The following is a 21,270-nucleotide window of genomic DNA, read 5'->3' on the forward strand; positions in this document are numbered from 1 at the left end:
GAGGCCTTGTCCTCACCGTTGACCTGAAGGCAATTCTTGGCGCGCTCGCTCTACATCCACTGGCCATTCTGCCTCGCAAAGTGTCCCTATTGCGACTTCAACAGCCATGTCCGCGAACGGACCGATATGGCGGCATGGGAAGCGACTCTGCTGGCAGACATGCGCCACGAGCATTCCGTGAAGGCAGGTGAAGAACCGCTCGTAAGTATCTTTTTTGGTGGAGGAACTCCTTCACTGATGCCCCCTGCCCTCGTGGCGTCATTGCTGGACGAGGCGGAAAAGCTCTGGGGTTTCGACGATAACATCGAGATCACGTTGGAGGGCAATCCGTCCTCGATCGAAGCGGCCAAATTCGCAGACCTGGCAAGCGCCGGCGTGAACCGTGTTTCGCTTGGAGTGCAGAGCCTGCGCGACGATGTCCTGCAATTTCTCGGCAGGCTCCACGGGGCGCAGGAAGCCCTCGATGCGCTGCAGATCGCTCAGAAGCACTTCGAGCGGGTATCAATCGACCTGATCTACGCCCGCCCCGGCCAGACGCCCGAGGAATGGGAAGCTGAGCTGTCGCAAGCGCTAAGGCTCGGCACATCCCACTTATCGCTCTACCAGCTCACCATCGAACCCACGACCCGCTTCGCCACCGACGTCCGGCGAGGCATTTTCTCGCCGCTCGATGACGACCCGGCGGCCGATCTGTTCGCACTGACACGGGAAATGACGGCAGCGGCCGGGTTGCCGGCCTACGAGATCAGCAATCACGCGCGCCCGGGCGAAGAAAGCCGCCATAACTTCACATATTGGCGGTACCAGGATTACCACGGCGTCGGCCCCGGAGCGCATGGCCGCCGCGGCGGTGTCGCCACGACGCGGCACAAGAAGCCCGAGAACTTCTTGGCAGCTGTCTACCGGCAGCAGCATGGTATTGCCGAAGCGCGCTCGCTGGGTCAGCGCGAGCAGGCCTCCGAAGCCATCCTCATGGGGTTGCGGCTCACCGAAGGTGTCGATCTGGCCACGCTGTCCGGCAGGTTCGGCGTGCCGGAGACGGCCTTGGTCGATCAGGGCAAGCTCGAACTCTACTCGGGGCTTGGCCTTGTGGTCCGCGAGGGCGACCATCTTGGCGTCACCGATGCGGGAATGCCGCTGCTCGATGCACTTCTGGGCGAGCTGGTTCCGGCAGAGCTGGTGAACAGTTGAGCCGGCAGGAAGTCCTCGAGGCATGGCATGACCATCTCGCGCTGGGACTGCGCCGCTCTCCACATACGGTCCGCGCCTATCACAAGGCGGCCGAGCGCTTGCTGACCCGCAACGATTTTTCGAGCTTCGAACAGGTGGCTGGGCTCACTGCGGGCAAATTGCGCACCCATCTGGCCGCACGACGCGCCGAGGGACTGTCCAACTCGTCTGCCGCGCGCGAACTTTCGGCGCTGAAGAGCTTCGTCTCCTTCTCACGCGCACAAGCCGGGATGGACGTCACCGATGCCCCGCGCCTTCGCGGGCCAAGGCTGAAAAAGGGACTGCCCCGCCCCGTCTCGCCCGATGACGCCATGGGACTGGCCGAAACGGTCGAGGCCCTGTCCGCCGAAGGCTGGACGGGGGCGCGTGACCGTGCCGTCCTCCTGCTGCTCTACGGGGCAGGGATGCGCATTTCCGAAGCGTTGTCGCTGACTGGCGACGTCCTGCCGATGGGCGATACGATCACCGTCACCGGCAAGGGCAACAAGCAGAGGGTCGTCCCCATCGTTCCGCTGATCCGCGAGGCGATCGACGACTATGTGCGCAAGTCGCCATGGCCCTTCGGCAAGGGTGATCCGCTGTTTCGCGGGGTGAAGGGCGGCGTCCTTTCGCAGGGTGTGGTGCAAAAGGCGGTCGCCCGGGCTAGGCGTGCCCTCGGCCTACCCGACACCGCGACGCCGCACGCCTTGCGGCACAGCTTTGCTACCCACCTGCTCGGCGCGGGTGTGGATTTGCGTAGTCTGCAGGAATTGCTGGGCCACGCGAGCCTCGGTTCCACCCAGATTTACACAAAGGTCGACGCCGCGACGTTGCTCGACACTTATCGCAGCGCGCATCCCCGCGAACGGGACGACTGATTACATCGCCGCGTGACGGCGCTCGATCGCGTCCCAGATCAAACCCGGGGTGTCGGTGCCGTTGAACTTGTCGATCGCGACGATACCGGTGGGCGACGTCACGTTGATCTCTGTCAGCCACTTGCCGCCGATGACATCGATACCGACGAAGACAAGCCCCCTCCGCTTGAGCTCCGGCCCCATTGCATCGCAGATCTCCTGCTCGCGCTCGGAAAGGCCCGTTGCTTCGGCATGACCGCCTTGCGCGAGATTCGAACGAAACTCACCTTCGCCCGGGAAACGGTTGATTGCGCCTGCAAATTCACCGTCCACGAGGACGATCCGCTTGTCGCCTTCCGACACTTCGGGAAGGAAGGGCTGGATCATGTGAGGTTCGGGCCAGGTGAGGTCGAAGACTTCGCTTAATGCCGAGAGGTTCGTCCCACTCTCGTCCAGCCTGAAGATCGCCTTGCCGCCATTGCCGTGGAGCGGCTTGATCACCACTGAACCGTGCTTTTTCTGGAAAGCCTTCAGGTCATCGAGATGCCGCGCGATCATTGTCGGCGGCATGAAACGCGCATAGTCGAGCACGAACATCTTCTCGGGCGCGTTCACGACCTCACGCGGGTCGTTGATGACGAGCGTGGTGCCCTTCAACCGGTCGAGCAGCAGCGCGGAGCTGATGTATCCGAGGTGGAACGGCGGGTCCTGCCGCATAAGGACCACGTCGATATCCTTCGCAAGGTCGATCCGGCGTCGTTCGCCGGCAGAGAAGTAATCGCCTGCCACGCGCTGCACGGTTACCGGAGCGGCATGGGCAGTGATCTTCCCCATCGGGGTTCCGTCACTCTCCCACGCGAGGCTTTCGACATCATAGTGCCAGACTTCGTGGCCCCGCGCCTGTGCGGACAGCATCAGCGCGAAGCTGCTGTCGCCCGCAATATTGATGCTTTCGAGCGGGTCCATCTGTACGGCGACGCGGAGCGACATGCGAATTCCTTATGGCTGCCAGGCGTTGGCGATGTGGCGAGGGAACGCGCCGGGCGCAAGAAGGATCACGTCGACCCGGAAATCTTCGCCCCCTGCGGCATAGCGATGCGCCACCGCTTCGGCTGCAGCGGCGACCCGCGAAAGCCGGTGCAGGTCGATCGCATGATCGAGCTCTTCCTTGCGCTTGCGCCACTTCACTTCGACGAAGGCGACCAGCGAACCGCGCTTGGCCACGAGATCGATCTCTCCGGCGGGTGTCTTCACGCGATTGTCGAGGATCTGCCATCCCTTGGCGCGCAGCCACAAGGCAGCGCGTTTCTCGCCGTCACGGCCGCTTTGTTCGGCGATCTGCCGCTTCATCCAGCCCGGATTTCCATGGCGCGCGCATAGAGCGTCTTGCGGTCGAGACCGGTAGCTTTGGCGACATGCCCCGCCGCCTGGCTGGCCTTCATCGTCTCGAGCGCTTCGCGAAGCATCGCATCGGCATCGGCGTCGCTCGGCACTTCCTCATCCGGCGGTCCGACGAGCAGTACGATCTCTCCCTTGGGCGGATTGGCGTCGTAATAAGCCATCAGCCCGTCGGCGAGGCCGCGGCGGCATTCCTCGTGCAGCTTGGTCAACTCGCGAGCGACGGCGATTTCCCGCTCGGGCATGACATCCTTCAGCGCGGCCAGCGATTTCAGCAGGCGTGGACCGGTTTCGTAGAATACGAGCGTTGAATCGATGGTCGCCAGTTCCTGAAGCGTGTCCTTGCGCGCCTTTTCCTTGGAAGGAAGAAACCCGGCAAACAGGAAACGGTCGTTCGGCAGGCCCGAAAGCGTCAGCCCGACAATTGCGGCGCAGGCTCCCGGCAGGCTGGTCACGGGGATGCCCTCGCGGCGACAATCGTTCACGAGCCGGTATCCCGGGTCCGAAATCATCGGAGTGCCGGCATCGGTCACGAGCGCAACCGCCCGATCGCGCATCGATTCCACGAGCCTTTCGCGGTCGCGGTGTTCGCTATGGTCGTCATACCGCCACAACGGCTTTGATATGCCGAGGTGCTTCATCAGCTTGCCCGTCACCCGCGTATCCTCGCAGGCGACACCATCGCAGCGCTTCAGGATATCGACAGCTCGAAGCGTTATATCCCCGAGATTGCCGATAGGGGTGGCAACCAGATAAAGACCGGGTGTAAGGCGCTCGGAAACGGAAGGTGTGTTGTCGCTCACCTTTCCTCCATGAACTACCAATGAGGGACGCGGCAAGATGAAGCGCGCATTTGTAAACCGGCGTAATCTGATGGTGGCGGCAGGGGCCGTTCTCCTGTCGGGCTGTTCTATCATTCCGAAGACCGCCGAAACGCCGGGTGCAGGCAGGCCGACGCCCGAACCGAGCGCAACCACCCTCCCCGACGACGAACAGCGCCATCGCATCGCTTTGCTCGTCCCGCTTTCCGGCTCGAACGGCGAAGTCGGCCAGTCGATCGCCAATGCTACGACCATGGCGATCCTCGATACCAATGCCGATAATCTCCGCATCACCACCTACGACACTTCGGGTGGCGCACGCGCAGCTGCTCGCGAAGCGCTCGCCGACGGCAATCGCCTGATCCTTGGCCCCCTCCTCGGTAGCAATGTCGCCTCGGTCCGCGCCGAAACCGAGGGCACTGCTGTACCCATCATCAGCTTTTCCAACGATACGAGTATCGCCGGACCCGGCGTGTTCGTCATGGGTCACATCCCCGAACAGTCGATCGCTCGCAGCGTCGAATATGCCCGTTCCAGGGGCGCGCGCGACTTCGCAATTCTCGCTCCCGACGGCGACTACGGAAACCGGGCAGAGGCTGCCTTGCGCAACGCCTTGACCGAATACGGCGGCCGCTATGTCACTGGCGAACGCTATGCCCGCACCAACACCTCGGTCGTGAGTGCGGCCGGACGCCTCAAGCAGCGCGGCGGATTCGATTCCATCCTGATCGCCGATGGCGGCAGCAACTCGATCCGCGGCGCGAGTGCGGTCAAGACCGATGGCTTGCAGATCATCGGTACCGAGCGCTGGAGCGGCGACAGCGACGTGCTTCGCTCTTCGGCCTTGCGCGGTGCGATTTTCTCCGCCGTGATCGACAGCCGCTATGGCGGTTTCGTCACCAGCTACGAGGAACGCTTCGGGGCGCAACCCTATCGCGTGGCAACGCTCGGCTATGACGCGGTATTGCTGACCCTCCGGGCTGCGCGTGACTGGCGGGTCGGCCGGGAATTCCCGGTGAACGTGCTCTATCAGGCTGGCGGCTTCGACGGGATGGACGGTCCCTTCCGCTTCCAGCGCAATGGCGTGGTGGAGCGGGCCATGGAAGTCCGCGAGGTAGCCAATGGCGATGTGACCATCGCTTCCCCGGCTCCCACCGGCTTCTGACAGGCGGATAACCTTGGCTGCCTTCTTGCAGCCTTCAGGGCGGGCGATATAGCCTGAACCCATGTCCGACGATCTGTTCGAAAACACGCCGACTTCATCCGGCGATTACGATGCTTCTTCCATCGAGGTCCTCGAGGGTCTCGAACCGGTGCGTCGTCGCCCCGGCATGTATATCGGCGGCACCGATGACCGCGCGCTGCACCATCTCGTCGCCGAAGTCCTCGACAACTCGATGGACGAGGCTGTTGCCGGCCATGCGAGCCGGATCGAAGTGAAGCTGGAAGAAGGCAACCGGATCACCATCGCCGACAACGGTCGCGGCATGCCGGTAGCCGAGCATCCGAAATATCCGGGCAAGTCGACGCTCGAGGTGATCCTCACCACGCTGCACTCGGGCGGCAAGTTTTCCGGCAAGGCCTATGCCACCAGCGGCGGCTTGCACGGGGTCGGTGTCAGCGTGGTCAATGCGCTGTCGGACTATACGCGGGTCGAGGTGGCGCGCGACAAGACGCTGTACGCACAGGAATTTTCCAAGGGCACTCCCAAAGGCAAGATCGAGGAAATCGGCGCAGCTCCGAACCGCCGCGGCACGACGGTTACCTTCATCCCCGACACCGAGATTTTCGGCGATCGCAAGTTCAATCCCAAGCGGTTGTTCAAGCTCGCTCGCTCGAAAGCGTACCTCTTCGCAGGCGTCGAAATCCGCTGGAAATGCGACGAGAGCCTTGTTTCGGAGGAAGTCCCTGCGGAGGCGGTTTTCAAGTTCCCGGGAGGCCTTGCCGATCATCTGGCCGAACAGCTGGGCGGTCGCGAATGCGTTACCGCGCAACCCTTCTCCGGCAAGCAGGAGTTTCCCGCTAACGACGCCGGGCAGGAAATGGGCAGTGTCGAATGGGCGATCGCCTGGCCGCTCTACTCCGATGGTTCCACCAGTTGGTATTGTAACACCGTGCCCACTCCCGATGGCGGCACGCACGAACAGGGCCTTCGCGCCGCACTCACCAAGGGTCTGCGCGCCTTCGGCGAACTGACAGGAGCGAAGAAAGCCAAGGATCTCACCGCTGACGACATCATGGTCGGCGGCGACGTCATGCTCAGCGTCTTCATCCGAGACCCGCAGTTCCAGAGCCAGACCAAGGACCGCCTGACCTCGCCCGAGGCCGCGCGACTGGTCGAGAACGCAGTGCGCGATCACTTCGACCACTTCCTTTCCGACAATATGGACCGCGGCAAGGCGCTCTTGGGCCAGGTCATGGAGCGGATGGACGAGCGCCTGCGTCGCAAGCAGGAACGCGAAATCAAGCGCAAGACCGCGACCAATGCCAAGAAACTGCGCCTGCCCGGCAAGCTGACCGACTGTTCTGGCGATGGCGAAGGCGAAACCGAACTCTTCATCGTGGAAGGGGATTCGGCAGGCGGCAGCGCCAAGCAGGCACGCAACCGCAAGACCCAGGCGATCCTGCCGATCCGCGGCAAGATCCTCAACGTCGCCAGCGCTACTGCCGACAAGATCCGCGCCAACAGCGAAATCGCCGACCTGTCGCTCGCCATGGGCTGCGGGACCCGCAAGGAATGCGACCCGGAAAACCTGCGCTACGACCGCATCATCATCATGACCGACGCTGACGTCGACGGCGCGCATATCGCCACGCTGCTGATGACGTTCTTCTTCCAGGAGATGCCCGAAATCGTACGCGGCGGGCATCTCTACCTCGCCCAGCCCCCGCTCTACCGCCTGACTGCAGGCAAGGAGAGCCGGTATGCCCGTGACGACGAGCATCGCAAGGAGCTGGAAGAGACGGTCTTCAAGGGCAAGAAGGTCGACGTGGGCCGGTTCAAGGGCCTCGGCGAAATGAACCCGGCGCAGCTGCGCGAAACCACGATGGATCCGGAAACCCGCAGCCTCGTGCGCATCACCCTGCCGCAGGAGTTCGAACAGCGCGCGATGGTGAAAGAGCTGGTCGATCAGCTCATGGGCCGCAACCCGGAACACCGCTTCAACTTCATCCAGAACAATGCGGGCGATATGGACCGCGACATGATCGATGCCTGACGAGCGCGACCTGCCCGAAGACGCCGAAGGCAGACCCGAAGACGAGGGTGAAGTCATGGCCGGCGACCGCCGGATCGCACGTAGCGATACGGCCCTGCCCGACTGGTATGTTTCGGACACGCACTATCGCCCGATCCCGATCGTCTGGTTCGCTGGCGCCCTGCTGATGCAGGTCATCGCGCAGCCGGTACTCGTCGGACTGACCTTCGGCGTCCTGGGCCTGCCGCAACTGGTGGTGGTTGCGATCTGCCTCGCCGCGAGCGGGCTGATCTGGCACTTTACCTATGAGCGCGGGATGGCCGAGGCTTCCGCAGGCTGGCGCTGGGGTACGGGCCTCATGCTGGCATTCTCCTTTGGAATTACGGCACTGAGCCTGCTGAACTAGGCGTCTGTAGTAGCCCTTGACGTGTGCACGTGGAGCTCGCCCTCCAGAGTACGATGCACCGGGCACTTGTCCGCAATCTCGATGAGCCGAGCACGCTGATCCTCGTCGAGGTCGTCACCGCGGATCGTGATCACCCGCTTGAGCGCCTGCATCTGCTTGCCCTCTTCCATGGCCTCGACATGGTCGCACTCGTCCTTGTGGTCGCGCTCATGCGTAACCTCGACGCTTACACCCTCGAGCGGCCACTTCTTGCGGTCGGCATACATCTTCATGGTCATCGCCGTGCAGGTGCCGAGCGCTGCATTGAGCAGGTCGTAGGGAGTCGGACCCGTATCATCGCCGCCATAGCTCTTGGGCTCGTCGGCCACGAAACGATGGCTCTTGGTATGGACTTCGGTTCCGAATTTGCCGTGCCCGGTGCACGCGACGATGCCCTCTTCCGGCATCGGCCAGTCCTCACGCAGAGGCAGGTAGCGATGTGCCCATCCAGCGATCACACTGGCAACGAATTGCGCGTCTTCCTCACGTAACAGCAGATGGTCGGCACCTTCGAGGCTCACGAAACTCTTTGGATGTTTCGCAGCTTGGAAAAGTGCACTCGCGTGCTCGATCCCGACGATCTGGTCGATCGGCGAGTGGAGGAACATAAGCGGTTTCCGGATACGCCCGACTTCGGCGAGCAGGTCGGTGTTCTCGACCTTCTCGATGAATTCACGGCCAAGCGTGAACTCGCGCCCGCCGATCCGCACTTCGCCCTCACCCTGTTGGCGGATGGTCTCGATATCGCCGTCGATATTCTGGAGCACGTGAGGCACGTCCGAAGGCGCACCGATGGTCGCAATGGCAGCGATCCTGTCGAAGCCAAGGTCATCGGCAGCCGCCAGAACGGCTGCGCCGCCCAAGCTATGTCCGATCAGCAGGATCGGCTGGGCGAAGCGTTCGATCAGGTCTTCGGCGGCAGCAACCAGGTCCGACACATCGGCCGCAAAGCCCGCACGCCCGAAATCTCCGCCGCTTCCGCCAAGCCCGGTAAAGTCGAACCGCATGGTCGCAATGCCCTCGGCCGCAAGCGCTCGCGACACGGCGATGGCCGCCTTGCTGTTCTTCGTACATGTAAAGCAATGCGCGAACAGCGCAGCGCCCCGCACTAGTCCGGTTGGCAGTTCGAGCGATCCGGTCAACTCGTGTCCCGCGTCGGTGCTGATGGTGATGTTCTCGGTCGGCATGGTCCCTCATTCGATACGGCGGCTGTCAGAGTTACAACGCCCCCTTGCCCTTCGCGTGCCCGCCCCCTAACGCTTGCGTCAAGTTGCAAGGGAAAACCGATGTCCGACACTACTGCCGAACAGACCCGTTTCGAAGGCACCCAATCCTATATCGCCACCGAGGACCTGAAGGTCGCGGTGAACGCTGCGGTGCTCCTGCGCCGCCCGCTGCTCGTGAAGGGCGAGCCCGGCACCGGCAAGACCGTGCTGGCCCACGAGATTTCGAAGGCACTTGATGCCCCACTGATCGAATGGAACGTCAAGTCGACGACCAAGGCGCAGCAGGGCCTTTACGAGTATGACGCGGTCGCCCGCCTGCGTGACGGCCAGCTCGGCGACGAGCGCGTCCATGACATCTCGAACTACATCAAGAAGGGCAAGCTGTGGGAAGCCTTCACTTCCGAGCAGCTCCCGGTCCTCCTGATCGACGAAATAGACAAGGCCGATATCGAGTTTCCGAACGACCTCTTGCAGGAACTCGATCGCATGAGCTTCGACGTCTACGAGACGCACACTCGCATCGAGGCGAAGGAACGCCCGATCGTCGTGATCACCTCGAACAATGAAAAGGAACTGCCCGACGCATTCCTGCGCCGCTGTTTCTTCCATTACATCAAGTTCCCCGATCGCGACACGATGCGCGAAATCATCGACGTGCATTACCCGGGCATCCAGAAGACCCTCGTCACCAAGGCGATGGAAATCTTCTACGAGTTGCGCGATGTCCCCGGCCTCAAGAAGAAGCCCAGCACCAGCGAACTGCTCGACTGGCTCAAGCTGCTGCTCAACGAGGACATGCCGCTGGAAGTCCTGCAGGACAGCAACCCGAACAGCGCGATCCCGCCGCTGCACGGCGCATTGCTCAAGAACGAGCAGGACGTGATGATGTTCGAGCGCCTCGCCTTCATGGCGCGCCGCCAGACCTGATCGGGCGAACAGCGATAAGAAAAGGGCCGGAAAGCGATGTGTGCTTTCCGGCCCTTTTGCTTGGGGAAACCTGTGATCAGCCGAAGCTGTAAGCGAGTTCGAAATCGCCCCAGCGGCGGCCCCTGATCGTGACCGGCACATAGACGTTGCGGACCACGCGGTAGGTTCGACCGTCGTTTTCCTGGCGGTACACGGCCATCATGTAGGGAGCCTGGCTCTCCTTGGCGCGCTGGTCGATCGTGTCGAGGATCATGCGGCCGTTACGAACGAACTTGGTGTCGTGGTCGATATCGCCGGTCGGCTTCTGCGAACACTTGCTCAAGTGCGTCGGCAGGTAACCCTTCATGTCGGTACAGGCTGCGGCCATTACACGGGGATCACTGTCCGCAGCGCCGTCGAGCACCGCGCGCCAGTTGTCATGCGCCCAGTCCATCAGGCCGGTGCGATAGCGCTTCGGATTGCTTCCCTGGATTTCGACGTAGTTCTGGTCGAACAGCTGGTCGAGCGTGAGCCTGCCGTCGGCGATTGCCTGTTCGGCAAGTTCCTCGACCTCGCGCGCACGCTGCTGTGCCGCTTCGACCATGGCGCTGTCCTGCGGCGAGAGGCCGGCCTGGACGATGCGGTCGAACATTTCGCTGGCGGTGAGTTCGAGTTCCTCGATCCGCTCGTGTGCGGTTTCGAGGCGCTGTTCGTTCTCGTTCGCGGCGCGGTCGTAGCTCTCGAGGACCATCGATACGCGGTCCACGTGCTCGGTCATCATGCCGGTCGCTCGGGTGATCTGGTCGTTCTGCTGATCGACTTCCTCGACCAACTGGCTGACGCCGGCGATCGTGGCATCGATGCTCGCAACCGAGGTCTTGGCCTCGTTCGAGGCCTTCGCGCCCGCTTCGATCCGTTCGATCACGGTCGATGCTTCAGTACCCAGCGTTTCGATAACGTCGGAGATTTCGTCCGTCGCCTTGCGGGTTTCCCCGGCGAGCGTCTTCACCTCGTTTGCCACGACCGCAAAGGTCCGGCCGGCCTCGCCTGCACGCATCGCTTCTATGGTTGCGTTGAGGGCGAGGATGTTGGTGGTTTCTGCGATCTGCTCGATGTCCTGCGAACAGCGCTTCACCTGGTCCATCGCGGCGGCAAAGCCGGTAACGTGGGTGGCAAGCGTTTCGACGAGGTCGAGCAGGTCGGTGATCTGCTGGAGAGAGGACTGGATCTGGCTGGTGCCCTGCCCCAAGCGCTCGATGGCCCGGGCAGAAAGGATGCGTGCTTCATCGCTAGCTTCGGCGACCTTGCGCTGGTCCGCCTCCAGTTCCTTCACGGTGCCCTGTAGTTCGATATGCTCGGCGCGCAGAACGCCCGAGCTGTCGATCACGGCCTGTACGATGCCCGCAACATCCGAGCAGCCGACGGTTACTTTACCGCAAGCCTCGGGAATTTTGTCCAAGGCCGATGCTCCCCGTGCATCGATCGCATTCAGTTCCATATTCGCGGACCCCTCTTTGGTCTTTTGCAGCGTGGTCACTACGGAATAATGGTTACCGACCGCTTAAGACTGTCGGAAATTTACAGTTGCCAACCTTGCTGCGCAGCGAGTTGCAGATTGCCACTGGCCTCTCGGCCTCCGATTGCTTAGTGAGAGTTCATGTTTTTCAACTTCGTCGATGAACTGCGCGCCGCGGGCATCCCCGCCAGCTTCAAGGAGCACCTCACCCTGCTGGAGGCGCTCGACAAGGAAGTGATCGGCCAGTCGCCCGAGAGTTTCTACTACCTCTCACGCGCGACCTTCGTGAAAGACGAGGGCTTGCTGGACCGTTTCGACCAGGTTTTCTCCAAGGTCTTCAAGGGCATCATGACCGATTATGGCCAGAACCCGGTCGACATACCGGAAGACTGGCTGAAGGCGGTGGCCGAGAAATTCCTCTCCGAGGAAGAGATGGAAAAGATCAAGAGCCTGGGCGACTGGGACGAGATCATGGAGACCCTCAAGAAGCGGCTCGAGGAACAGGAAAAGCGCCACCAGGGCGGCAACAAGTGGGTCGGTACGGGCGGAACTTCGCCCTTCGGCAACTCGGGCTACAATCCCGAAGGCGTGCGCATTGGCGGCGAAAGCAGGCACAAGCGCGCGATAAAGGTCTGGGACAAGCGCGAGTTCAAGAACCTCGACAACACCAAGGAACTGGGCACGCGCAACATCAAGATGGCGCTCCGCCGCCTGCGCCGTTTCGCGCGCGAAGGTGCTGCCGACCAGCTCGATCTCGACGCGACCATCGACGGCACGGCCAAGCAGGGCTGGCTCGATATTCACATGCGCCCTGAACGGCGCAATGCGGTGAAATTGCTGCTTTTCCTCGATGTTGGCGGATCCATGGACCCCTTCATCAAGATCACAGAAGAGCTGTTCAGCGCAGCCACCAGCGAGTTCAAGAACCTCGAGTTCTTCTACTTCCACAATTGCCTCTACGAAGGTGTGTGGAAGGACAATCGGCGCCGCTGGCAGGAGCGTACCAAGACCTGGGATATCCTCCACAAATACGGTCACGACTACAAGGTGGTCTTCGTGGGCGATGCTGCGATGAGCCCCTACGAGATCACCCATCCCGGCGGCAGTGTCGAGCATATGAACGAAGAAGCCGGCGCAACCTGGATGCAGCGGGTCGCCAATACATATCCCGCGACGGTGTGGCTAAACCCCGTCCCTGAGAAGCAGTGGGGCTATTCGCAGTCGACCAAGGTGATGAAGCAGCTGGTCAACGACCGGATGTACCCGCTGACGCTCGACGGGCTCGACGATGCAATGCGAGAGCTGAGCCGCAAGCAGGGGTAATCGCCCGACAGGGCTGCGGACGTTCTAGGGAAAGCCTTCAGCCGTAGAGAAGGTGCGGCGCGATCGTCTCGCGCCATTCCTGTTCGTCCGCGCTGGCTATCGCTTCAAGATCGCCAGGTTCGGCTTCGCTGTCGTCGACCCAATCACGCAGAGACGAACCGCCGTTGATCACGTCGATTGCGAGCCGGTCAAACTCGTACTCGTACGGGAAATCGCGCCAGATTTCGTAATCGGGATAGAGCTTGCGGATCGCCTTGAAGGCCAGCGCCTGCAGACGCCACGGCTTGAATTCGTGATGATCGTAGAACGGACCTTCTGCGTGGATCATCAGACCGTTACACAACGTTCCTGCGTGTTTGTGGAAAGTCGGCTCGAACCAGCATTCGCGCAAGTGACAGCCACGCAGCCAGACAGGTGACATGGCTTTCATCTCTGCCAGCACGGCGGCTGCATCGATATCGGGAGCACCGAACAGCACCTCGAGCGGACGGGTCGTTCCCCTTCCCTCGCTCAGCGTCGTGCCTTCGAGCATGACGGTACCAGCATAGGCCCGCGCCATGTTGAGGCTTGCCGCATTGGGGCTCGGATTTATCCAGACGCGATCTTCCGGCCATCCGTAACCGGGCGCCTTGCCCGGCTTCCAGCCTTCCATCTCGATGACACGGTAATCCACGTCGAGCTTGAAATGGTCGACGAACCAGTGCCCCATCTCGCCCATCGTCATGCCGTGGCGCATGGTCATCGGCGCCGCGCCGACAAAACTTTCCTGCCCGGGCAGTAGTAGCGTGCCCTCAACCGGGCCGCCTGCAGGATTGGGGCGATCGAGCACCCAGACCGATTTGCCCGCCTTCTCCGCTTCCTGGAGCAGATAGAGGAGCGTCGTGACGAAGGTGTAGATCCGGCAGCCGAGGTCCTGCAGGTCATAGAGGAATACGTCCGCCGTCGACATCGACTGGCCGGTCGGCCGGCGCACTTCGCCGTAAAGGCTGAATACCGGTATGTCGTAACGCGGATCGATCTCGTCCGTCGTCTCGACCATATTGTCCTGCTTGTCGCCCTTCAGGCCGTGCTGCGGTCCGAAAGCCGATGAGACGTTCACGCCCTTCGCAATCAGCGCGTCGAGCGAATGATCGAGCTGGGCGGTGACGGATGCCGGATGGGCGACAAGAGATACACGTTTACCCTCCAGTGGGGCGCGCAGATCGTCTTGGGTGAGAAGGCGGTCGATACCGAATTTCATGCAGCGCTCGGTGCCGCAAGCTGGACAGTGAAGCAAGCCGGATCGTGGAAATTGGGTTGGTCCTGTGGATGACACAGCGCCCAGAAGCTCTTGATACCGCCATCTTCTTCCAGAACACACGTCAGGCCGGCCTCGCACTCCTCCACCGGCAAGGCCCCCGCAGGAATTGCAGCGTCGAAAATTGCGAAGCTGCTGCCCTTGCGCATGGTGCAGTCCGGTTCGCGCGGCGACGGTCGGTTTTCCATTCCGTCGCGATAGGAAGAGAAATCGTAGGCCGCCCAGCGCTCCGAAGGAGAGAGATTGAACTCGCTATAGGCCTCACCCCCACGCGGCATCAGGAAGAGTTCGAAGCAGGTCGTGCGCCAGAGCTCGTCCGCCCTTCCCTTGCCGGCAAACGCCGGAACGACGAGCTTTGCCGCACCATCGATACGCCAGCGCAGGCGTAGCCAGTTGGCGTCGCGCGAAATGATGCTCGCATGGACCTTCGACACTTCCAAAGGCGGATAGGCGGGATGCACTACCAGTTCATGCGTTTCCAATTGCGAATCCCCATGCTAGCGGGCCCTCCATCATGAGCACCTACAAATCCGAACTCCTGCGTCTGCTCGAACAGCGCGGCTATATCCACCAGATTACCGATGCGGAAGGACTAGACGCCCTTGCCGCGCGGCAGGTCGTGCCGGGCTATATCGGCTTCGATGCCACCGCGCCCAGCCTCCACGTCGGGAGTCTAGTGCAGATCATGATGCTGCGCCGCCTGCAGCAGGCTGGTCACAAGCCGATCGTGGTGATGGGCGGCGGAACGACCAAGGTCGGCGATCCTTCCGGCAAGGACGAAAGCCGCAAGATGCTCACCGATGACGATATCGATGCGAATATCGCCGGTATCCGCAAGGTATTCGAACGTTTGCTTACCTTCGGCGACGGTCCGACCGATGCCGTCATGGTCAACAATGACGAGTGGCTCAGCCAGCTCGGCTACATCGAGCTCCTGCGCGATGTCGGACCGCACTTCACGGTCAACCGCATGCTGACCTTCGATTCGGTCAAGCTGCGGCTCGATCGCGAACAGCCGCTGACCTTCCTCGAATTCAATTACATGATCCTCCAGGCCTACGACTTCCGCGAGCTGGCGCAGCGCTATGACTGCCGCCTGCAGATGGGCGGTAGCGACCAGTGGGGCAACATCGTCAACGGGATGGAACTTGCCCGCCGGATGGACGGCCGCGAGCTATTCGGCCTGACGACGCCGCTTTTGACCACCGCTGACGGTTCCAAGATGGGCAAGACCGCTGCAGGCGCTGTGTGGCTGAACGATGCGCAACTGCCGAGCTACGATTTTTGGCAGTACTGGCGCAATGTCGACGACCGCGACGTGGGCCGCTTCCTGCGTCTCTTCACGGACCTGCCGCTCGAAGAGATCGCTCGTCTCGAAGCGCTCGAAGGCGCGGACATCAACCAGGCCAAGACGGTCCTCGCGAACGAAGTCACCGCGCTGGTTCGTGGCCGGGAGGCTGCGGAGACCGCCGAGAAAACTGCTGCCGAAACCTTCGCCGGCGGCGGTGCGGGCGAAGACCTTCCCTCGATCGAGTTGGGCGCAGACGGCATGCGTATCGGCGCGGTGCTGACCGGGCTGGGTTTCTGCTCGTCCGGCAAGGAAGCCAAACGCAAGCTGGCTGAAAATGCGGTGAAGCTCGACGGCGAAACCGTGACAGATCCCGGCTATCTGGTCGAGGTGCCGGAAGGCGATGAAATCAAGCTTTCCCTCGGCAAGAAGAAGCACGCGATTATCCGGCGCTAACAGGGGTTTGGTGAACCCTTATTTGGAATTCTGACCGAGCGGTTTACCAATTATCAGCCTTTGTGCGGCATTACAGTGCGGGTCACGAGAACATCAAAAGGGTTCACACCGCATGAGCGCCGGAGCACAACTCAGCGTAACCGACCAGCGCCGGATGGCGCGCCACCCGGTCGACCACCCCGTCATTGCCGAGCATTTCGGCAAGGGCGACATGCGCATGCACATCGCGAATATCTCTGCCAACGGTTTCATGATCGACGATGCACAGTCGATCAATCGTGGCGAGCGTATCGTGGTTCGACTGCCGGTCATCGGCCGCATCGAGGCATATTGCATCTGGTGCCGCGACAATCGCGCAGGTTTCCAGTTCGAACGCATCATCCGCGTCGACGATTTCCTGTCGCTGATCGACACGATCCAGCCCAATCCGCGCCTGCGGAAGATGCGCTGACAGCCAACATTCGTTTTCGAACGAAATAGCAGGCGTCTCTTCACAACCGAAGGGGCGCCTGTCATGCGTCTGGCGTGAATTCCGCAGCCGAACCTTCGCCCGACACATCGCCCCTGCGCATAGCGAACTTCCGCGCCTACTGGATCGCGCGACTCACCATGACGCTGGCCCAGTACGCGATGATGCTGATTATCGGCTGGCAAACCTACAATATCGCGCGCGACAGCGGTATGGGTGTGGCCGAGGCATCGGGCCAGCTGGCCCTGATCGGCTTGCTCCAGTTCGTACCGCTTTTCCTGCTGACGCCGTTTTCAGGCTGGGCCGCTGACCATTTCGACAGGCGTAACCTGGGCCGCCTGACGGTCATGCTGCAGATGGTCTGTGCGGGCTTGCTGGCATGGCTCACTTGGACCGACCAGGTGGCGCTGACGTGGATCTTCGGCATCGCCATCCTGCTGGGTATCGCAAGGGCCTTTGCCGGACCTGCGCTGTCGGCCCTCGCCCCCAACCTCGTCCCCAAATCCATCCTGCCCAATGCAATCGCCCTGTCGAGCATCTCGTGGCAGGTGGGGATGATCGTCGGTCCCGCACTGGGCGGTTATCTCTACGCCATCGTTCCGGCGCTTCCCTATATCGCTGCAATCGCCTTGTTTGTCGTGTCCGTCACCTCGCTCTCGTTCATCGGCAAGGTGCCTCAACCGCCGCGTCCGCAGAACCAGCGTCCCATTCACGCAATGGTCGAGGGGCTGCGCTACGTGGTGAAGAACAAGATGGTGCTAGGCGCAATCACGCTGGACCTCTTCGCGGTCTTCCTTGCGGGGGCCACTGCGCTCTTCCCCGTTTACGCGCGCGACATCCTCGAGGTTGGCGAAACCGGCCTCGCGCAGCTGGCGATGGCACCTGCCGTCGGTGCTGCGCTCACCGCGCTCTATTTCTCGTTCAAACCGCTCAAGACCAACGTCGGCCCGAAGATGCTTTGGGCTGTCGCAATATTCGGCCTCGCGACCATCGTGTTCGGCTTTTCGACTTCGATGCCGCTCAGCCTCGCGATGCTCTTCATCGTCGGCGCAGCGGACATGTTCAGCGTCTATATCCGCCAGTCGCTGATCCAGCTTCACACACCCGACGACAAGCGCGGCCGCGTGTCCTCGGTCAGCCTGCTGACGATCAGCGCTTCCAACGAATTCGGCGACTTCTTTTCGGGAAGCCTCGCTTATGCGATAGGTCCTGTTGCAGCCGTCGTCAGCGGCGGTGCGGGCGCGATCGCGACGGTCGCCTTGTGGAGCCGGGTTTTCCCCGTGCTGCGCACGACGCGGACCTTCGATCCGCCTGATGAATTGCTAGAAGAGACACCAGAAAAGAAACTGCAGGAGCAGATCCCATGAAAGCCCAGTCCGTCCTCGAAACCATCGGCGGCACCCCGCATATCCGCCTCTCGCGCCTGTTCCCGGATCACGAAGTCTGGGTGAAGAGCGAGCGCGCCAATCCGGGCGGCTCGATTAAGGACCGTATCGGCCTCGCCATGGTCGAAGACGCGGAGAAGTCGGGCAAGCTCAAGGCTGGCGGCACCATCATCGAGCCAACTAGCGGCAACACCGGTATCGGCCTTGCCATGGCCGCCGCGGTCAAGGGCTACAAACTAGTTCTGGTCATGCCCGAAAGCATGAGCCTCGAACGCCGCCGCCTGATGCTGGCCTATGGCGCGACCTTCGACCTCACGCCCAAGGAAAAGGGCATGAAGGGCGCGATCGAACGTGCGCAGGAGCTGGTCGAGCAGACCGAGGGTGCATGGATGCCGAGCCAGTTCGACAATCCGTCGAACTACGAAGTTCACAAGCGCACCACGGCCAAGGAAATCCTCGCCGACTTCGCCGATAGCCCGATCGATGTGATGATCACCGGCGTCGGCACCGGCGGTCACCTCACCGGCTGCGCCGAAGTGCTCAAGGAAACGTGGAGCGGCATGAAAGCCTATGCCGTCGAGCCCACGCTCTCCCCCGTCATCAGCGGCGGCCAACCCGGTCCGCACCCGATCCAGGGCATCGGTGCCGGCTTCCTGCCTGCAAACCTCCACACGCAGGCGATCGACGGCGCGATCCAGGTCGAGCCTGAAGACGCCAAGGAATGGGCCCGCCGTTGCGCGGCAGAAGAAGGGCTCCTGATCGGCATCTCGAGCGGCGCGACGCTGGCAGCCATCGCCAAGAAGCTGCCCGAACTTCCCGCGGGCTCGCGGATCATGGGCTTCAATTACGATACGGGTGAGCGTTACCTGTCGGTGCCGGATTTCCTCCCTACCGAATAGAGACGTTTTCTACGAACGGTCCTCACCCGACCACCAAGGTATTGGCAGTCCTTCCTTTCTCTCGCTAACCCTTTGAAGGTTAGGGAACTGGGAGGGACTGCCCCATGAAGAATTTCGTCAGCCTCGCGGCGCTTGCCGCGGCAACCGTCGCAACCCCGCTCGCCGCGCAGACGGCCTACGATACGCCGCCTGCCGCAATTGCCGACATCGTCACCCGCGCACCCTCGCCCGGCGTGATGATCTCGCCCGATGGCAAGACGATGCTGCTGATGGAGCGCGAGGCGCTTCCTCCCGTGTCGGAACTCGCCAAGCCGATGGAGCGCCTGGCTGGCCTCCGGCTCGATGCCGCGATCAACGATCGGCACAATCCGCGCAATGTCGTCGGCCTGTCGCTGCAGGATATCGAGACCGGCGAAGTCCGCCGCGTGGCGCTTCCTGCCAATGCCGACATTTCTGACATGAACTGGTCGCCCGACGGGTCGAAAATCGTGTTCACCAACACGCTGGCCGATGGAATGGCGTTGATGGTGCTCGACATCGCGAGCGGCCAGGCGAAGACAGTCATGCGCAACGGCGTGAATGCGATTTTTGCAGAACCGCGCTGGACGCCCGATGGCGAGCTTCTCGTCCTGACCATTCCCGAAGGACGCGGTGCAAAGCCGGTTGAAAGCCTCACCCCGGTCGGCCCTGCCATCCAGGATGCGACCGGCGGCGAAGAGGCTCAGACGCGCACCTACCAGGACCTGCTGAAGGACGCGCATGACGAAGCGACCTTCGAATGGCTCGTCACCAGCCAGCCCAAGCTGATCGATCCGGCAAGCGGCGAGGCACGCAACGTGCTGCCCGCGCGGATCTATACGGAAATCGCGCCCTCGCCCGACGGAAAATACCTCCTCGCCAGCTGGCTGGAGAAGCCGTTCTCCTATCAGGTCCCCTATTACCGTTTCCCGACGACGACTGCCGTCTTCACCGCCGATGGCGATCTGGTGCAGACGATTGCCGAACAACCGCTGGCCGACAACCTTCCGGTCCAGGGTGTTCCCACAGGACGGCGGTCGGTGGGTTGGCATCCGAACGAGGGGTCGCTTCTTCTCTGGGCCGATGCGCAGGACGGCGGCGATCCGCGCGTCGAAACCGATGTGCGCGACGCTGTCTTCACGCTTTCCGCACCGTTCGACGGGACGCCGCGCGAGATTGCCAAGCTCGAAGACCGCTATTCCGGCTGGTTCGGGATGGAGAACACCGACGACATCATCCTGATCGATTACGACCGCGACACCCGCGAAGTTCGCCAGACATTGACGGATGTGACCGGCAACGATGCACCGCGTGTGCTCAACCTGCGCAATGTGCAGGACGCCTATGCCGATCCCGGCAATCCGATCTTCGTTCGCAATGAAGCGGGCTACGGCGTGGCCAAGGTCGAGGAAGGAACCATGCTGCTGTCCGGCATGGGAGCAAGCCCTGACGGCTATCGCCCCTTCCTCCGCCGTTTCGACATCGCGACCACCGAGACGACCGAGTTGTGGCGCAACGAAGGCGAAAGCTTCGAATATGTGATCGACCTCGCCGGCGACAGCGCGGATCGTTTCATCACCTATTACGAAAGCCCGACCAACCCGGGTAATTTCCGTCTCCGCGAAGGCGATGCTGCCCGCTTCGTGACCGATTTCCCCGATCCGCACCCAGAGCTGAGCGGGATCGAGCGCGAGCTGATCACCTACAAGCGTGACGACGGTGTCGACCTCACTGCGACACTCTACCTGCCGCCGAACTACAAGGAAGGCGACAAGCTGCCAGTTGTCGTCTGGGCTTACCCGCGCGAGTTCAACAATGCTGCGACGGCTGGACAGGTCCGCGATTCCAACTACCGCTTCACGCGTGTCGGGGGCTATTCGCACCTCTTCTTCCTGATGCAGGGCTATGCCGTGCTCGACCGTGCTGCGATGCCGGTGATCGGCGACGATCCCGAAACGGTGAACGACACCTTCATCGAGCAGATCGTCGCCTCGGCACAGGCAGCCGTCGATGAAACCGTGCGTCGCGGGTTCGGCGACGGCAAACGTGTCGGTGTCGGCGGGCATAGCTACGGCGCATTCATGACCGCACACCTGCTCGCGCAAAGCGACATCTTCCGTGCCGGCATCGCGCGTTCCGGCGCTTACAATCGCACGCTGACACCCTTCGGCTTCCAATCCGAGCGCCGCATTTTCTGGGATACGCCGGAGACCTATTACAAGCTGTCGCCGTTTATGGCCGCCAACAAGATCAACGAGCCGATGCTTCTGATCCACGGCGAGAAGGACAACAATTCGGGTACCTTCCCGCAGCAGTCCGAGCGCATGTTTGCAGCAATCAAGGGAACGGGCGGAACGGCTCGCCTGGTCATGCTTCCGCATGAGAGTCATGGATATCGGGGCCGCGAAAGCGTGCTCCACACCTTGGCCGAGATGATCGACTGGTTCGACACCTATGTGAAGCCGGAAGAAGTGGCAGAGCCCGATGTAGCTGCCGAGTAGAGGGCCGGACAAAAGAAAAGGGCGCCTCCGTCACCGGGGGCGCCCTTTCTTGTTGCTGT

General features: G+C 62.0%; 19 protein-coding genes. 12 read left to right on the plus strand and 7 right to left on the minus strand.

The window, feature by feature from the left end; all coding sequences use genetic code 11:
* Positions 1 to 36 precede the first annotated feature (36 nt).
* Both hemW and K3165_RS01820 read left to right on the plus strand, forming a co-directional pair.
* Entirely contained in the window at positions 37 to 1,191 is a 1,155-nt protein-coding gene (hemW, locus tag K3165_RS01815; protein WP_221547162.1) for a radical SAM family heme chaperone HemW, read from the plus strand.
* On the plus strand, positions 1,188 to 2,087 hold the full coding sequence (locus K3165_RS01820; RefSeq protein ID WP_221547163.1) for a tyrosine recombinase XerC: 900 nt from the start codon (positions 1,188 to 1,190) through the stop codon (positions 2,085 to 2,087). The genes hemW and K3165_RS01820 overlap by 4 nt, the downstream gene beginning before the upstream one ends.
* On the opposite strand, the gene gshB is transcribed toward K3165_RS01820, so the two are convergent.
* The 3 genes from gshB to rsmI are packed head-to-tail and all read right to left on the minus strand — an operon-like array spanning position 2,088 to position 4,267.
* Positions 2,088 to 3,056 carry a glutathione synthase gene (gshB, locus tag K3165_RS01825; RefSeq protein WP_221547164.1) on the minus strand — a complete coding sequence of 323 codons (969 nt, stop codon included), beginning with the start codon at positions 3,054 to 3,056 and terminating at the stop codon, positions 2,088 to 2,090.
* 9 nt (positions 3,057 to 3,065) lie between these two features.
* Positions 3,066 to 3,416 carry a YraN family protein gene (locus K3165_RS01830; protein WP_221547165.1) on the minus strand — a complete coding sequence of 117 codons (351 nt, stop codon included), beginning with the start codon at positions 3,414 to 3,416 and terminating at the stop codon, positions 3,066 to 3,068.
* Positions 3,413 to 4,267: a 16S rRNA (cytidine(1402)-2'-O)-methyltransferase gene (gene rsmI, locus K3165_RS01835; RefSeq protein WP_345720241.1), complete on the minus strand. Its 855-nt coding sequence runs from the start codon at positions 4,265 to 4,267 to the stop codon at positions 3,413 to 3,415. Before rsmI ends, K3165_RS01830 begins: the two co-directional genes overlap by 4 nt.
* Before the next feature lie 37 nt (positions 4,268 to 4,304).
* Between rsmI and K3165_RS01840 the strand changes: the two genes are divergently transcribed.
* The 3 genes from K3165_RS01840 to K3165_RS01850 all read left to right on the plus strand — a co-directional run bounded on the left by K3165_RS01840 (position 4,305) and on the right by K3165_RS01850 (position 7,888).
* Positions 4,305 to 5,450: a penicillin-binding protein activator gene (locus K3165_RS01840; protein WP_221547167.1), complete on the plus strand. Its 1,146-nt coding sequence runs from the start codon at positions 4,305 to 4,307 to the stop codon at positions 5,448 to 5,450.
* A 61-nt stretch (positions 5,451 to 5,511) separates the two neighbouring features.
* On the plus strand, positions 5,512 to 7,503 hold the full coding sequence (gene parE, locus K3165_RS01845) for a DNA topoisomerase IV subunit B (protein ID WP_221547168.1): 1,992 nt from the start codon (positions 5,512 to 5,514) through the stop codon (positions 7,501 to 7,503).
* Complete coding sequence (locus K3165_RS01850; RefSeq protein ID WP_221547169.1) at positions 7,496 to 7,888, plus strand: hypothetical protein; 393 nt, start codon at positions 7,496 to 7,498, stop codon at positions 7,886 to 7,888. The genes parE and K3165_RS01850 overlap by 8 nt, the downstream gene beginning before the upstream one ends.
* Here K3165_RS01850 and K3165_RS01855 read toward each other — a convergent pair.
* Positions 7,885 to 9,114 carry a bifunctional alpha/beta hydrolase/OsmC family protein gene (locus K3165_RS01855; RefSeq protein WP_221547170.1) on the minus strand — a complete coding sequence of 410 codons (1,230 nt, stop codon included), beginning with the start codon at positions 9,112 to 9,114 and terminating at the stop codon, positions 7,885 to 7,887. The two genes, K3165_RS01850 and K3165_RS01855, sit on opposite strands and share 4 nt — an antisense overlap.
* 99 nt (positions 9,115 to 9,213) lie before the next feature.
* Between K3165_RS01855 and K3165_RS01860 the strand changes: the two genes are divergently transcribed.
* A complete protein-coding gene (locus tag K3165_RS01860) occupies positions 9,214 to 10,080 on the plus strand; it encodes an AAA family ATPase (protein WP_221547171.1) in 867 nt (288 codons plus the stop codon).
* A 76-nt stretch (positions 10,081 to 10,156) separates the two neighbouring features.
* Here the strand turns inward: K3165_RS01860 and K3165_RS01865 are convergent, their stop codons facing one another.
* Entirely contained in the window at positions 10,157 to 11,518 is a 1,362-nt protein-coding gene (locus K3165_RS01865) for a methyl-accepting chemotaxis protein (RefSeq protein ID WP_247713852.1), read from the minus strand.
* A 198-nt stretch (positions 11,519 to 11,716) separates the two neighbouring features.
* Here K3165_RS01865 and K3165_RS01870 point away from each other — a divergent pair, with 198 nt between their 5' ends.
* The gene (locus K3165_RS01870; RefSeq protein WP_221547173.1) at positions 11,717 to 12,898 is read left to right on the plus strand and encodes a vWA domain-containing protein; all 1,182 of its coding nucleotides are present in this window, start codon (positions 11,717 to 11,719) and stop codon (positions 12,896 to 12,898) included.
* Positions 12,899 to 12,935: 37 nt separating this feature from the next.
* Here the strand turns inward: K3165_RS01870 and K3165_RS01875 are convergent, their stop codons facing one another.
* Complete coding sequence (locus tag K3165_RS01875) at positions 12,936 to 14,138, minus strand: exo-beta-N-acetylmuramidase NamZ family protein (RefSeq protein ID WP_221547174.1); 1,203 nt, start codon at positions 14,136 to 14,138, stop codon at positions 12,936 to 12,938.
* Positions 14,135 to 14,677, minus strand: coding sequence for a DOMON-like domain-containing protein (locus K3165_RS01880; protein ID WP_221547175.1), 543 nt, complete (start codon positions 14,675 to 14,677; stop codon positions 14,135 to 14,137). The genes K3165_RS01875 and K3165_RS01880 overlap by 4 nt, the downstream gene beginning before the upstream one ends.
* A 32-nt stretch (positions 14,678 to 14,709) precedes the next feature.
* On the opposite strand from K3165_RS01880, the gene tyrS reads away from it, so the two are divergent.
* The 5 genes from tyrS to K3165_RS01905 all read left to right on the plus strand — a co-directional run bounded on the left by tyrS (position 14,710) and on the right by K3165_RS01905 (position 21,211).
* Positions 14,710 to 15,939, plus strand: coding sequence for a tyrosine--tRNA ligase (tyrS, locus tag K3165_RS01885; protein WP_221547176.1), 1,230 nt, complete (start codon positions 14,710 to 14,712; stop codon positions 15,937 to 15,939).
* Positions 15,940 to 16,051: 112 nt separating this feature from the next.
* Positions 16,052 to 16,390: a PilZ domain-containing protein gene (locus K3165_RS01890; RefSeq protein ID WP_221431211.1), complete on the plus strand. Its 339-nt coding sequence runs from the start codon at positions 16,052 to 16,054 to the stop codon at positions 16,388 to 16,390.
* A gap of 74 nt (positions 16,391 to 16,464) precedes the next feature.
* Complete coding sequence (locus K3165_RS01895; RefSeq protein WP_221547177.1) at positions 16,465 to 17,775, plus strand: MFS transporter; 1,311 nt, start codon at positions 16,465 to 16,467, stop codon at positions 17,773 to 17,775.
* Positions 17,772 to 18,692 (plus strand): cysteine synthase A, encoded by a 921-nt coding sequence (cysK, locus tag K3165_RS01900; RefSeq protein ID WP_221547178.1) that lies wholly within the window; start codon positions 17,772 to 17,774, stop codon positions 18,690 to 18,692. Before K3165_RS01895 ends, cysK begins: the two co-directional genes overlap by 4 nt.
* Before the next feature lie 104 nt (positions 18,693 to 18,796).
* Entirely contained in the window at positions 18,797 to 21,211 is a 2,415-nt protein-coding gene (locus K3165_RS01905) for a prolyl oligopeptidase family serine peptidase (protein ID WP_221547179.1), read from the plus strand.
* Positions 21,212 to 21,270: the final 59 nt, after the last annotated feature.

The organism is Qipengyuania xiamenensis, assembly GCF_019711495.1.
Classification (GTDB): Bacteria; Pseudomonadota; Alphaproteobacteria; order Sphingomonadales; family Sphingomonadaceae; genus Qipengyuania; species Qipengyuania xiamenensis.

What these genes read in the sequence shown, in the direction of transcription:
- tyrS (WP_221547176.1), top strand. Translation starts at nt 14,710, where the DNA reads ATGAGCACCTACAAATCCGAACTCCTGCGTCTGCTCGAACAGCGCGGC.
- K3165_RS01870 (WP_221547173.1), top strand. Translation starts at nt 11,717, where the DNA reads ATGTTTTTCAACTTCGTCGATGAACTGCGCGCCGCGGGCATCCCCGCC.
- K3165_RS01830 (WP_221547165.1), bottom strand. Translation starts at nt 3,416, where the DNA reads ATGAAGCGGCAGATCGCCGAACAAAGCGGCCGTGACGGCGAGAAACGC.
- K3165_RS01850 (WP_221547169.1), top strand. Translation starts at nt 7,496, where the DNA reads ATGCCTGACGAGCGCGACCTGCCCGAAGACGCCGAAGGCAGACCCGAA.
- gshB (WP_221547164.1), bottom strand. Translation starts at nt 3,056, where the DNA reads ATGTCGCTCCGCGTCGCCGTACAGATGGACCCGCTCGAAAGCATCAAT.
- K3165_RS01855 (WP_221547170.1), bottom strand. Translation starts at nt 9,114, where the DNA reads ATGCCGACCGAGAACATCACCATCAGCACCGACGCGGGACACGAGTTG.
- K3165_RS01840 (WP_221547167.1), top strand. Translation starts at nt 4,305, where the DNA reads ATGAAGCGCGCATTTGTAAACCGGCGTAATCTGATGGTGGCGGCAGGG.
- K3165_RS01890 (WP_221431211.1), top strand. Translation starts at nt 16,052, where the DNA reads ATGAGCGCCGGAGCACAACTCAGCGTAACCGACCAGCGCCGGATGGCG.
- parE (WP_221547168.1), top strand. Translation starts at nt 5,512, where the DNA reads ATGTCCGACGATCTGTTCGAAAACACGCCGACTTCATCCGGCGATTAC.
- cysK (WP_221547178.1), top strand. Translation starts at nt 17,772, where the DNA reads ATGAAAGCCCAGTCCGTCCTCGAAACCATCGGCGGCACCCCGCATATC.
- K3165_RS01875 (WP_221547174.1), bottom strand. Translation starts at nt 14,138, where the DNA reads ATGAAATTCGGTATCGACCGCCTTCTCACCCAAGACGATCTGCGCGCC.
- K3165_RS01905 (WP_221547179.1), top strand. Translation starts at nt 18,797, where the DNA reads ATGAAGAATTTCGTCAGCCTCGCGGCGCTTGCCGCGGCAACCGTCGCA.
- K3165_RS01860 (WP_221547171.1), top strand. Translation starts at nt 9,214, where the DNA reads ATGTCCGACACTACTGCCGAACAGACCCGTTTCGAAGGCACCCAATCC.